The organism is Nostoc sp. NMS9, from assembly GCF_017114995.1.
GTDB lineage: Bacteria > Cyanobacteriota > Cyanobacteriia > Cyanobacteriales > Nostocaceae > Nostoc.
This window is the reverse complement of the sequence record NZ_JABXKL010000064.1, coordinates 36042-48720: the sequence shown is the minus strand read 5'-3', so window position 1 is coordinate 48720 and position 12679 is coordinate 36042. Positions and strand designations below refer to the sequence as shown.

9 protein-coding genes and 1 pseudogene are annotated in these 12679 nt (G+C 42.3%); 4 read left to right on the top strand and 6 right to left on the bottom strand.

What is annotated here, in order from left to right:
• Nucleotides 1-25 precede the first annotated feature (25 nt).
• Nucleotides 26-361 carry a PIN domain-containing protein gene (locus tag HWQ40_RS19235; RefSeq protein WP_292780494.1) on the bottom strand — a complete coding sequence of 112 codons (336 nt, stop codon included), beginning with the start codon at nucleotides 359-361 and terminating at the stop codon, nucleotides 26-28.
• A gap of 5 nt (nucleotides 362-366) precedes the next feature.
• Nucleotides 367-579, bottom strand: a complete 213-nt coding sequence (locus tag HWQ40_RS19230; protein ID WP_292780492.1) for a hypothetical protein — start codon at nucleotides 577-579, stop codon at nucleotides 367-369.
• 37 nt (nucleotides 580-616) lie between these two features.
• Between HWQ40_RS19230 and HWQ40_RS19225 the strand changes: the two genes are divergently transcribed.
• Nucleotides 617-742: a hypothetical protein gene (locus HWQ40_RS19225; protein WP_292780489.1), complete on the top strand. Its 126-nt coding sequence runs from the start codon at nucleotides 617-619 to the stop codon at nucleotides 740-742.
• On the opposite strand, the gene HWQ40_RS19220 is transcribed toward HWQ40_RS19225, so the two are convergent.
• The 4 genes from HWQ40_RS19220 to HWQ40_RS19205 all read right to left on the bottom strand — a co-directional run bounded on the left by HWQ40_RS19220 (nucleotide 739) and on the right by HWQ40_RS19205 (nucleotide 8916).
• Nucleotides 739-1482 (bottom strand): alpha/beta hydrolase, encoded by a 744-nt coding sequence (locus HWQ40_RS19220; RefSeq protein WP_292780487.1) that lies wholly within the window; start codon nucleotides 1480-1482, stop codon nucleotides 739-741. The genes HWQ40_RS19225 and HWQ40_RS19220 overlap by 4 nt on opposite strands.
• 104 nt (nucleotides 1483-1586) lie before the next feature.
• Nucleotides 1587-2201: a hypothetical protein gene (locus HWQ40_RS19215; protein ID WP_292780484.1), complete on the bottom strand. Its 615-nt coding sequence runs from the start codon at nucleotides 2199-2201 to the stop codon at nucleotides 1587-1589.
• 25 nt (nucleotides 2202-2226) lie between these two features.
• Nucleotides 2227-7530, bottom strand: a complete 5304-nt coding sequence (locus tag HWQ40_RS19210) for a ribosome assembly protein 4 (protein WP_292780482.1) — start codon at nucleotides 7528-7530, stop codon at nucleotides 2227-2229.
• Nucleotides 7531-7566: 36 nt separating this feature from the next.
• Nucleotides 7567-8916, bottom strand: coding sequence for an AAA family ATPase (locus tag HWQ40_RS19205; RefSeq protein ID WP_292780480.1), 1350 nt, complete (start codon nucleotides 8914-8916; stop codon nucleotides 7567-7569).
• Between the two features lie 330 nt (nucleotides 8917-9246).
• Here HWQ40_RS19205 and leuC point away from each other — a divergent pair, with 330 nt between their 5' ends.
• The 3 genes and pseudogenes from leuC to HWQ40_RS19190 form a co-directional block, all read left to right on the top strand.
• A complete protein-coding gene (gene leuC, locus HWQ40_RS19200; protein ID WP_292780478.1) occupies nucleotides 9247-10650 on the top strand; it encodes a 3-isopropylmalate dehydratase large subunit in 1404 nt (467 codons plus the stop codon).
• Nucleotides 10651-10753: 103 nt separating this feature from the next.
• Nucleotides 10754-11362, top strand: a complete 609-nt coding sequence (leuD, locus tag HWQ40_RS19195; RefSeq protein WP_292780475.1) for a 3-isopropylmalate dehydratase small subunit — start codon at nucleotides 10754-10756, stop codon at nucleotides 11360-11362.
• Nucleotides 11363-12506: 1144 nt separating this feature from the next.
• Nucleotides 12507-12679, top strand: a pseudogene (locus tag HWQ40_RS19190) (hypothetical protein); the annotation flags it as partial.

Below are 12679 nucleotides of genomic sequence, written 5' to 3'. Positions count from 1 at the left end.
TGTTTATTAAACTGGACTTAATTTATTACTTTAGCATAACAAGTAATGAAGAACCAAAATTATATCGACTGCGGATATCTGATGCAGATTCAAAAATAGTCAGATTGAACTCTACCACAGTACAGCGGCGATAAAGCGACTGAATCACAGCTATAATTTGCCCTTCGTTAAAGGCTGCTTTTTTGAGCAAATTGGCACTAACTTCATTCACAACCTGCGTACTAATGATAATTCCTTCAGTTTGCGTAATCGCAATAGCAATATCACGCTTTCTTGTTTTTTCTGCAACCTCCATCTTATTATCGTCAAATAAACGATAAAGCCAGACATTCATATCAATAAAAGATGTACCAGAACTCATAATTATCAGTTATAAATTTCCTCACAGCTGAATACACCATCTATTTGAACAGGATTTTCTGTTAATTCATCAATTATGTCTCTTTTTTTAGATGATTTTTTCGTCACCAAAACGATTACTTTAATATCATCTCCTTCACCAAGTTCTCGTTTGTACTCATCAGGAATCTGAATTAAACCATTTTGAATCTTTGCTTGAAACTCAACCGCATTTAGCATCTTTAACCTCTCTTATATTTATGGGGCTTCATCTATTATGAGCGATGCCTACGGCGGGCTGCGCCAACGCACCAGTAAGATAGTCCGCTTAGGCAAAAGATTAATGCAGCAGTTGGAAAGTAAGTTTGCTATGGCAACAATCGAGCCAAACTCAAACAATTAATCACTAGTTAATACTGAAGCCAGAAGGTCAGGATGAGACAGATGTGGGCAATGTCCAGAAACTAGCTCAATGGCATCGACTCCTAAACGCTTGCGTGCGGCGTAGCGTGACCATGTAGGAGATATTATTCGGTCATTGCTACAAACAATATATTTACGCTTTACATTTGGCAAAGCTTTTAGAGGATTCGTTTCAAATATATATGCCATAGATTGTTGCGAACGACTTTTCAAGATTGCCCACTGTGTTACATCTGGTTGACAATCATGAAAGAAAAATTCCCTTAATACTGCTTCGTCTGAATAATCTTTCCCTAGTGAAGCTGGTTCATACATATCAGGCTCATCGTGGAACTGTTCGAGTTTACTTGGGTCTTTTGGCTGGTAATTGAATGATTTGAGCGTATCAGAATCAAGACGATGAGAAAATTGGTCGAGTGTACTGATTCCAGGATAGGGGAGCAGCGCTGCCACAAACACTAATTGACGCACTTTTACTGCTTCTGCAACCAGGGGAATGATAGTACCAGCCATTGAGTGACCGACTAACACAATATCATCATCAGTTTTTGGCAGCGCTTGAATTACTGCATCCGCAAATTGGGACAAAGTAGCAGATGCATTTTCAATTGGTAAATCCATTCCTACGGTTTTGTGACCCTGTGTTTCTAAGTAGGGAATTAGCAAATCCCAACACCAGGTGGCTTGGAAGGCACCGTGAACTAGACAATATAGACTCATATCAATTAAATAGTGGTAATGGTGGACGAGTTTTTTAACTTCTCTTATTTTTTAGTAAATTTTTAACCTTGACCAGGTAAGTTACATCAGTATTTGCTATATATTCAAACAGCAGTTAAAATAGACTGAAAAGGTTGCAATAAAATACCTAAAATTTTATCAACTTCTTTAATATAGTATTCAGTCGAATCTATATAAACAGTTGTCCCTTCTAAAAATAAAAACTTCCAGTTAGTTCCACTAGTAACCGAGCCATAAATTCGCCCAACTTCATTGCCTTGATTTTGATTGAACAGTTGCGCTGCAATCATTGCCGCTACACATTGACCCAGACCGCCGATAATATCTTCTTTTTTCGCTTCAAAAATAAACATTACCGGAGCAGAAAGAAATAATTGTTCCTGGGAATTGCTGATGATGTAATCGCAATAACCTTGTAAGCCTTGAGTTGCATCAACATTAAATTCATTTCCAGAGAACAGCGAGATTTTATTATTTAATAATCGTCTGACCTCTGCCAGGATTGGTGCAATTAAAAACTCTGACCTTGCTTTTTCGGTTGAAATTGCAGTTGCTAAAGGGATGTAATCTATTAAAATCGTTCTGAGAGTTTCTGATGGTGTAACAGGTTTTGTATCAACAAATAAATTCTGAGTTTCATCCAGTGTTAAATCAAAACTCTTTTTCACCTTGGCGAGACTAAAATCGCTGTATGCCATCCTTCCACCTTGTGATTATCTTCCATTAGGGTAATGTCCCCTTGTCACCCTTGACTTGATTCGCCAACTCTTTCGCCCTCACCTGAGAATCAAACTTTAATTTATTATCCCACTGCTGTGCTTTGCGAAACTTTTCAACAGCGCCATTAATATCATCATTTTGCGCTAACTTCTCACCTTGGATGACTAACACTGTCGCCCCCTGCGCCAACCGCGATCGCGTTTGGCATGATTGCAACTCTTCTAACACTTCTGGATGGGCTATGAGGTAATTATTTACCAACTTGCAACCACTAAGTAATAAATTATCGAAATCTAAATCCCATAAAATTATTGTTTTGTCATCACTAGCAGAAGCTAACTGTTGTCCATTGAGGCTGAAGGCGATGCTATTGACCCTATTAGTATGACCAGTCAGCGATTTGAGTAGTTGACCACTGTTGACATCCCAGATTTTGATCGTCTTATCCCGACTAGCAGAAGCTAACTGTTGTCCATCATGGCTGTAGGCGACGCTTCTGACCGCATCGCTATGACCAGTCAGGGTTTTGAGGAGTTTACCACTGTTGATATCCCAGATTTTGATGGTGTTGTCAGCACTAGCAGAAGCTAACTGTTGACCATTGGGGCTATAGGCGACACTAATGACCCAACTGCTATGACCAGTCAGGCTTTTGAGGAGTTGACCACTGCTGACATCCCAGATTTTGATAGTGTTGTCAGCACTAGCAGAAGCTAACTGTTGTCCATTAGGGCTGTAGGCGACGCTAATGACCCAATTTTTATGACCAGTGAGGGTTTTAAGGGGTTTACCACTGCTGACATCCCAGATTCGGATGGTCTTGTCCCGACTAGCAGAAGCGAACTGTTGTTCATTGGGGCTGTAAGCCACACTAAAGACCGAACTGATATGACCAGCCAGGGATTTCAGGAGTTGACCACTACTGACATCCCAGATTTTGATGGTCTTGTCATCACTAGCAGAAGCTAACTGTTGTCCATTGGGGCTATAGGCGACGCTAATGATCCTATCGCTATGACCAGCCAGGGATTTCAGGAGTTGACCACTACTGACATTCCAGATTTTGATGGTCTTGTCATCACTAGCAGAGGCTAACTGTTGTCCATTGGGGCTGTAGGCGATGCTATTGACCTCTTTACTATGACCAGTTAGGGTTTTAGGGGGTTTACCACTACTGACATCCCAGATTTTGATGGTCTTGTCCCAACTAGCAGAAACTAACTGTTGTCTATTGGGGCTGTAGGCGACGCTATAGACCCGACCGCTATGTCCAGTAAGGGTTTTAAGGAGTTTACTACTGTTGATATCCCAGATTTTGATGGTGTTATCATCACTAGCAGAAGCTAACTGTTTCCCATTACGGCTGTAGGCAACGCCAAAGACCCCACTGGTATGACCAGTGAGGGTTTTAGGGGGTTTACCACTGCTGACATCCCAAATTTTGATCGTCTTGTCAGCACTAGCAGAAGCTAATTGTTGTCCATTAGGGCTGTAGGCGATGCTATTAACCACATCGCTATGACCAGTGAGGGTTTTGAGGAGTTTACCACTGCTGACATCCCAGATTTTGATCGTCTTGTCAGCACTAGCAGAAGCTAACTGTTGCCCATTGGGGCTGTAGGCGATGCTATTGACCACATCGCTATGACCAGTAAGGGTTTTGAGAAGTTGGCCACTGCTGACATCCCAGATTTTGATCGTCTTGTCAGCACTAGCAGAAGCTAATTGTTGTCCATTAGGGCTGTAGGCGATGCTATTAACCACATCGCTATGACCAGTGAGGGTTTTGAGGAGTTTACCACTGCTGACATCCCAGATTTTGATCGTCTTGTCAGCACTAGCAGAAGCTAACTGTTGCCCATTGGGGCTGTAGGCGACGTTCCAGACCTCATCTTTATGATCGGTCAGGGATTTGAGGAGTTTACCACTACTGACATCCCAGATTTTGATGGTCTTGTCATCACTAGCAGAGGCTAACTGTTGTCCATTGGGGCTGTAGGCGATGCTATTGACCGCACTGCTATGACCTTGTAAAGTACTCACCTCGATCGCACGATTTTCTTTCGCCTCATTTGGCTTTAAGTAAACCGCTTGCTGTAAAGTTGCTACAGTTTGCATTCGGGTATCGCTTCTGTGCTGTGCCCAAATTGTATGCTTGAGTTTGTTACTTGCCCTTAAAGCTGCTATTAAAGCATCTGGATGTTGTCCAGAAACAGCAAAGGCCTCAGAAGAATTATTGATGGCGTTAATTAGATTAACATTTGCCTCTACTGTCCACTGGAATGTTACCACTGCCAATCCAGCAAATCCTAAACCTGCGGTGATGGAACTAAAAAGGGCGCGTTTGAGAAAGTTATTCAGTTTCGCCTCACTCAGTTTTCTTTGTTCTCGTTCCTTTTCCAGTTCCGCCATCACCAGCTTTAACTTCGGTTCCTGTTGTTGGCGGATAAAGGTGGCAATGTAGTCATGTACCAGTTGATAACGGTCAGCCGGATTTTCTGGTAACAAAACCACCAAGCCGGATTGGACAACAATTTCTAAAATCAAATCTAATTTGCTGATGTCAAAAGCTTTATCCTCCCTAGTTTCTGATCCCCCCGCCTGCGGCGACCCCCTTAAAAAGGGGGTAGAAAGAATAAAGCCCCCCTTTTTAAGGGGGGTTGGGGGGATCTCCGAGAAATACGCGAACAAATCGCGTTCCAACTCAGCACGAGTCTTGAGTGGGCGAGTTCCTTTTTCATCGGTCAGCAAATAGAGTAATATGTCTGCTGCTTGCTGATTTTCTTCACCGCAATCATTAACAACTTCATGCAAATAACGCTTAACCAATTCGTCTTTAGTGCCACGCTGCCGATATTCTGCCAGAGTTGTAATATTCTCCGTTTGCAGTTGCGCTCCCACAACCTGCAACTCAATGGGACGAACTTCACCCAATTCTCTGGCTAAATCTTGCACGAGTTGTTCAACTAAAGCAGGTTCTAAGTGAAAACTAGTATTTTCAGTTAAACGCTGAATAATTGACTTCGTATCAGCAGGTGAGAAATTCCCCAACTTGTAAAGCACATTATTACTGAGAATGTCATTGCCAATAATTTTGAGACTGGACAAATCATTGCACTCCAGCAAGAAATGGATGTAATCTACCCGCAGCGATAAGATAACTTTCACCGATAAAACATTCAGACACTCTCCCAGAAACTCAAAGAATTGCTTCCTTTGTGCTGGTTCGGTGTAAACAAAGAAAAATTCCTCAAATTGATCGAAAATTAGCACTGTGCGGAGGTTGCGCTGTTCGTTTTGGCGGAGTTGAGTGATTAGGGAGTTAGGAGTTAGGGGTGAGGAGTTAGGAGTTAGGAGTGAGGAGTGGGGATTTTGAGTATTGGAGGTTGAAGTTTCGAGTTCAGAGGTCGGACTTCCGAGTTCAAAGGTCGAAGTTTCGAGTTTCGAGGTCGAACTTCCGAGTTCAGAGGTCGGAGTTCCGAGTTCAAAGATCGAAGTTCTGAGTTCAAAGGTCGGAGTTCCGAGTTCAAAGTTCGAAGGTTGAGGTTCTAACTCTCCCCACTCCCCACTCCCTCCCAAAAGCCTCCCCAACTCTTCCACCCAGTTGGTGTAAACGCGCATTACCACTGGCAAATAATCTTGAGTACCTATGGCTTTATTCTTTAAAGCTGGTATAAGTCCCGCATTCACCAGGGAACTTTTGCCTACACCCGATTGCCCATGAATTACTATCAACTTATAATCAGGGCGACCCATGCGTTCAATTAAACGTTCTACATCCAAAAGACGACCAGATGCAGCAATTTCTGGGGCGATATTTCCTTGGAGAGAGTTTGAGCGCAATGTCTCTACAAATGCCTGTTTTGTAGCTTCTAACTTACCCGCACCAATAAAAGCCCGTAAGCCAAATTGCTGTTCAATGGAACGCCGTTGCTGTTTAATTTTGTATGCTTTGAGATATTCTTTCTGCTCAAAATAAAGCTGCTGCAAAAACCTGAGAATATCCAAATAAAGCCTGACATCTTCTAAGGTATTACCCACATCACTAGCAGTTTCTAAGCTGAGAGTTGCCTCTTGAATTTGACCTAAATAGTATTGAGAACGACCTAAAATAAATCGATATAAGCTCAAGTCTTTTGATTTTAAAACCCTTTCGGGAATATCAGATAAAATCCCTGATATATTAGCTGATTCCTGATTGGGAATCGCAGCAAAAACTTCTAATGCTTGCTTAACGAACTGATTTGCTTTAACCCAGTTTTTTTGAGCCAAAGCCACCTCAGCTAAAAAACCGTAATCTTTGGCTAATTCCCTTGGCTGTTTGTTATTTTGATGAATTACTAAAGCTTGTTCCGAAAGACTATGCAATATTTCCCACTTTTTCAAGTCTCGCAAGATATCACCGAATTTAACTACTGCATTAGCAATTAAGTCTGGACTTTGAAACTGGTTAATAAAACTTATATACTCTTGAAGATAATGCCAAGTTGTCTGCCAATCTTGACAATTGATATCTTGATGTTTCAAAGCTTTGAGATAACAACAAAAGCTAATTTCACCAATGATTTTTACCTGTCTTTCTAAATTATGATTTTGCTGCCAGAGCTTATAAGCTTTGTGATAATGCTCTAACGCCGAATCTTTTTGATTATTTATCTGTTTAATAAAACCTAATAAAGATTCTAAGTTAGCTTTAATATCTAAATTATAAATATCTGGCTTTTTAATTAAATCTGTTTGCGCTGCTTCTAACTCCTTTTCCAGCTTAAGATAGACATTGATGCTCAATTTTAAGTTATTACTAAACCATTGATTAGCGGTTTGGATGATAAAATCTACTAATTGCTGTGTTGATATGGCAAAATTTCTCGTAGTTGCCCAACTTTCCAAATCTGGCGCCAGCTGTATTAGTTGCTTGTAGATTTCATCGTCAATCCACAACACTAAGGGAAAAGCAAAATTCTTGCGAAACTCCTCCCGCACCTGATTCGCAGAAGTTAACATCACAGGCAAATTCTGCACAGATTCCAAACCCACAATCATCACACAGGCTGGTATTTCTTCGCCGAATTCTTCCTGAATCGCAGTATAAAGAGTCCTGTTCGATTGCTGCACCGTCAAGACACGAATTTCGACTTGACAAATTTCCCGCAATCTGGATATTAAGCGATCGCGCAAGCTAGCATAATTACACCGTGCCAAAATCAGCTTAAACTGTCCCACAGAGGACTCAATCGCCCAAGCTAATTGTTGCAGAGTGCGATCGCTGTTTACATGGTCATCTTCTGATGGTTGCTGTGGACTCATAAACTTATTGCCTCCTGCCTCCTGCCTCCTGCCTCCTCATTGCAACTCCCTTGCCTCAGCCAAAACCGGATTAACATCAAACCAAGACTCGCCACCATCCCGATATTCAAACACAAACCGGCTGCGGATCAGTTTTTGATATCCGTGGTCATCACTCACCTTTTTCCTTTCCTTGACATGACGTAACAATTGCCACTCATCCTCAGAAATCGGCAACATTATTTCATTCCGCCGAGAACGAATAACTTGCTCTAAGGTTTCACGGGTTAAAGGAAGACTCATCTCTTCCATAATCCAAGTATTCAGCAGCCTCAGCACGTCCCGCACATGACCACCGCTCATTTTACATAATTGCTCTAGGCTAGTAGCACTATCAAAAATTTCGGTAACTTTATTTAAACGCTCCTCTGGTGTTATATCAGGAAAAGCTCTTGCTAGTACCATCTGCTGCATGAGTGACATTCCCTGTGTATGAACACTGCCATCAGACCATTGTACAGGTACCATTGGTAACACCTTTGGGTCTTCTGGGAAACGTTGAGTCAGCATTCCGTAATCGTTGGAAAACTTCAAAGATAAAGGCATGGTGTAGATGAGATGACAATTCAGCTTCGTCAAAAACTCACCCTGATCGACAAATAAATATTCCTGCTGCGGACGACCCCAAGGTTTGGCACGATTATCTATGCGGTCAAGATTATCGACAATTACCACCAAACCATTTTTACCCTGCTGTTTGAGTTTAGCCACGGCAGGTTCTAATAATTCTTGATTAATCGCTTCCAGCAGCTTAGTTTTCTGCGGTGCTAAATACTGATTGAGTTTTTCTCGCAGCGTTGGGTCATTTTTCATCTTCGCAGTGATTTCACCAATGCCCACAGAGAGAGAAAACTTTTCTTTATCTGCGGATAAACCGACATCACCAACCACCGGAAGCTTAACTTTTCCCACCGTCACTTCGGAGTTTAAGACCTTCCAAGCACCTTGGAGCAACTCATTAAACTTGTTGGGTGTCTCCAGAGTAATTTTATCCAGACTTTGACTTACACGACGAGCGATCGCTAGCAACACATCAGCAATATCAACATCAGTCATTTCCAAATCGTCACTGGACTCAAAATAGACCACATGGAAACCTAACTTTTCCAGTTCTGCCTGTAACCGTAATAGTTCTGTCGATTTACCACAACCAATATGCCCAGTAAATAAAGTGCAAGTGGGTTCATTCGGCTTAAAAAAAGTAATTTTCTGCTTCAGCTTGCCAAGAATATCACCACCTCGTACCGAGGAAAAATCTATATAATACTTGCCATCAGAGCTATTGTTGACAAACAGAGTTCTGCTGGGATCGCTAGCCTGATAAAATTCCCGTAAATCTATGGACATAACCTGGTAGTGCAATAATCTGGTATTGTCTTAACATATCCTTGTGGAAAAGGATAAAGTTATTTACATCTTTGCATCTCAGTATTTCGGAGAATTTTCGCATTTACTACCTCAAAGGCAATCAAATGACATCGCGAATTCTCTGCGTACCTTTGCGCTGACCTCTGCACCCCTACCCTGCGGGAAGGCGAAGCGCCTATGCATTTGAACTTCTCCCCTCAATCCGCCACGATTTTCCCCAAAGCTGTAAGTAATATGAAGCGATCTGCAAAAACCAAGACTATTTTTTGATACTATTTAAGACCAGACTCCTTAAATACTGATTGACGTATGAGCAAAGGTACCCTGTTTGACAAAGTTTGGGACTTACACACCGTTGGTACACTTCCTTCAGGGCTGACGCAACTATTTATCGGGCTTCACCTAATTCATGAAGTCACCAGTCCCCAGGCCTTTGCTATGTTACGCGAAAGAGGTCTAAAAGTACTGTTTCCAGAGCGTACCGTCGCCACAGTCGATCATATTGTGCCGACAGAAAACCAGGCGCGTCCCTTTGCCGATAACTTGGCAGAGGAAATGATTCAGGCGCTCGAAAATAACTGTCAAGAAAATAACATAACTTTTTACAACATTGGTTCTGGTAGTCAGGGTATAGTTCACGTCATCGCTCCCGAACTGGGACTCACTCAGCCAGGAATGACGATCGCTTGTGGAGATAGTCACACTTCCAGTCATGGGGCATTTGGTGCGATCGCATTTGGTATCGGTACTAGCCAAGTCCGGGATGTTCTCGCTTCTCAAACTCTTGCCCTCTCCAAACTGAAAGTCCGCAAAATTGAAGTTAACGGCAATCTCAACCCTGGAGTTTACGCCAAAGATGTCATCTTGCATATCATCCGCACCCTTGGTGTGAAAGGTGGTGTGGGCTATGGCTACGAATTTGCAGGTACGACCTTTGAGCAAATGAATATGGAAGAGAGGATGACTGTCTGCAATATGGCGATCGAAGGCGGTGCGCGTTGCGGCTATGTCAATCCCGATCGTGTCACCTACGATTACCTCAAAGGCAGAGATTTTGCACCCAAAGATGCAGATTGGGATAAAGCAGTAGCTTGGTGGGAATCCATCAAGAGTGATGCAGATGCCCAATATGATGATGTGGTGGTATTTGACGCGGCGGAAATTCCTCCTACCGTCACCTGGGGGATTACTCCCGGTCAAGGTATCGGTGTCAACCAGTCAGTACCTCAACCGGAAGAACTGCTGGAAGAAGACCGATTTATTGCCGAAGAAGCTTACCGCTACATGGATTTATATCCCGGTCAACCCATCAAAGGCACTAAAATAGATGTCTGCTTTATTGGTAGTTGCACCAACGGCAGAATTAGTGATTTGCGAGAAGCTGCAAAAATCGCCAAAGGTCGCCACGTTGCAGAGGGAATCAAAGCCTTCGTTGTTCCTGGTTCGGAAAGAGTGAAGGAAGAGGCGGAAGCAGAAGGACTGGATAAAATTTTTCAGGAAGCCGGATTTGAGTGGCGCGAACCAGGCTGTTCGATGTGTCTGGCGATGAACCCCGATAAGCTACAAGGAAGACAAATCAGCGCTTCTTCATCTAACCGTAACTTTAAAGGAAGACAGGGTTCATCTTCTGGTCGGACATTGTTAATGAGTCCAGCGATGGTCGCCACTGCTGCGATTAAAGGCGAAGTCTCTGATGTGCGCGAGTTGCTGTAATTTCCAAAAGGGCATGGGGGATTGGGCATGGGGCATTGGTTATTCCCCTTGTCTGCCTTGTCCATTTTTCAACAGACTGTCATTGAAATAATAGATAAAGTTTATGGTGAGTGAAGTTAAAACAGTTTCAGGGCGCGGTATACCCTTAGTGGGCAATGATATAGATACCGATCGCATCATTCCCGCGCGATATTTGAAAGCCGTTACCTTTGATGGGTTAGGTGAAGGCGCATTTATCGACGACCGCACAGCACTTAAAGGCGAACATCCCTTTGACCAACCCCAGTACCAAGGGGCGAATATTTTAATAGTCAACCGTAACTTTGGCTGTGGTTCATCACGGGAACATGCACCCCAAGCGATCGCAAAATGGGGAATCCAAGCTTTAATCGGTGAAAGCTTTGCCGAAATCTTTTTCGGTAACTGTGTGGCAATGGGCATACCTTGTCTGACAGCCGATGCTGTTACTGTTAAACAACTGCAAGATTTAGTCGCTACCAATCCCCAAGCTGCCGTCACAGTAAATCTGGAAACCCTGCAAGTGCAAATTGGTGATTATACTGCCCCAGTTGCGATCGGTGAAGGTACAAGAAGCACATTTATTTCTGGAACTTGGGACGCTTGCGGTCAGTTAGTAGCTAACGCTGACCAAGTTCGGGCAACAGCTACAAAATTACCCTACGTCGGTTGGGGCAATTTAGCCGCAAGTTAGTATTCTCTCATTCCCTGAGTGATAGCTAGCTACGGTGTACACACAAGTCCTAAAAACCTAGCTTGATAAGACTTTTCTCGTTTCTCGTTCCCCTACTCTGACTGTCCATGCATTCATTGAGTCTCTGACTCAGTGCCTGATATCATGTCCGGCTAATTAGTTATAATTCCCTTTCTCTATGCAGAAAGCCCAAAAACCCATCCCCTCTGTACCTCTGCCCCTCTGCGGTCTTAATGATAAGTCTTTAACCGGACATGATATGACTGGAGGCAGCAGCTCCTAATAAGCCATTCCCATACAGAGCATAGGAACGAGATAAACGAGAGAACAATCGGAAATCAAGCTTTTTTCGATTGTGTGTACACCGTAATTCTCCCAAAGGGAGAGACTACCACCAAGCGAGAAGCAAGTGGCATTTGAGGAACAAAACCCAACATTTCCAGGGCTTTGTTGGGTTGCGCTTTGCTTAACCCAAGTGTATTACAATATCATCTGTCGAATTTACGTAACTCTAGAACCAAAATATTGAATCAGATTAAAGTATTAGATTTTACTGATTAGATAAATACTTGTTTGAGAGTAAATGCAAAAATAAATGCTCTAACTTCAGCAAAAACCCTGGGTCAATGACTGAATGAATTGATTTTTATTAGGTGCTTTTAAGTCGCTAGTACTTTTAAATACTTTGAATAAAAACTCACCATATTTTACAGATAAACACTCACTTATTAATACTGCTCAACGAATTAAGCAGTTGTCACCAAAGTCACAATACGAATACGGATTAGTATTTAATATTGTCATTTGTTCAACGCTACTTACATTTGTTTGAACTTTAATGGAAATAGTTCAATCAGTTGAAAGCTAGTTTACAAAAGGCATTCAAGAGCTATTCTCTCTTTTTAAGATGACGTGAAAAGTCAGGATGCAGTCAGGTCTGTCTCTAAAATTCATAGTGAAGAAATTTTACAAAAACCAATATTTTGCATAAAAGAAGAACATATCTCTGATTAATACTTAGCAGCTAAAAACTATAAGTTTTGTAGTTCTTAGGGAGAAACTAGTACTTCCATACATTTCTTAAAAATGAAGTATTAGGAACTCATTGTTCACTTAGATAAATTAAGAATTAGGAGTATTAATCATGGCAGTAACTTGGATTCCAGGCCCAGGGCCAACTAATGGAGCAGATGTAGGTATTAGTAATGGCGCTTCTGATAACTTCAATGGTTTGGGTGGAAATGACAGCCTTTATGGAAATGCTGGTAACGATCTGTTACGAGGTGGCGATGGTATCGACTATCTATCTGGTGGGGA